Below are 513 nucleotides of genomic sequence, written 5' to 3' on the forward strand. Positions count from 1 at the left end.
TGTTGATCTGTGGTACAACTTTGAGCTTTATACCGACTTCTTTACGATCAACGGTTTGGAATGGGTTGTCGTTGTTTGAACCAGCAGTCGAGCCAGTAATAACAGGCACTTCTTCACCCACGATGAATGAGGCTTCGCCGTTATCCATCACAGTGATACTTGGAGAAGACAGGATGTTTGAGTTGGAATCCGAAGCAACCGCACTAATTAGCGCCGTCCAGTCACCCATCACGATGCTCATTGCGGCACCATTTACGCCGCCAAGAGCAGATGCAAGTGTTGAGTAGTCACCTTCTTCAGTGTACTGACGGTTTTCCCACTTGTTCGTGTCACTATTCCAGTAGCTTTCCGTTTTGGTAACGTCTTTCGCTTCTTCCAAACCAACCATGACTTGGCCAATTGGCGCACCAGTGTTGCCGTACTGGATCACGGCACCCGTTTCTAGTGACCCCCACTGAACGCCTAGGTTAATACCATCACCTTCGGCCATTTCAACAATCAAGGCTTCAATCA

The 513-nt window shown here is 48.3% G+C and carries 1 pseudogene; it reads right to left on the minus strand.

What is annotated here, in order from left to right:
• Positions 1–513 (minus strand): annotated as a pseudogene (locus R7Q11_RS29475) (type II secretion system protein GspD); the annotation flags it as partial.

Source organism: Vibrio sp. 970 (genome assembly GCF_033339075.1).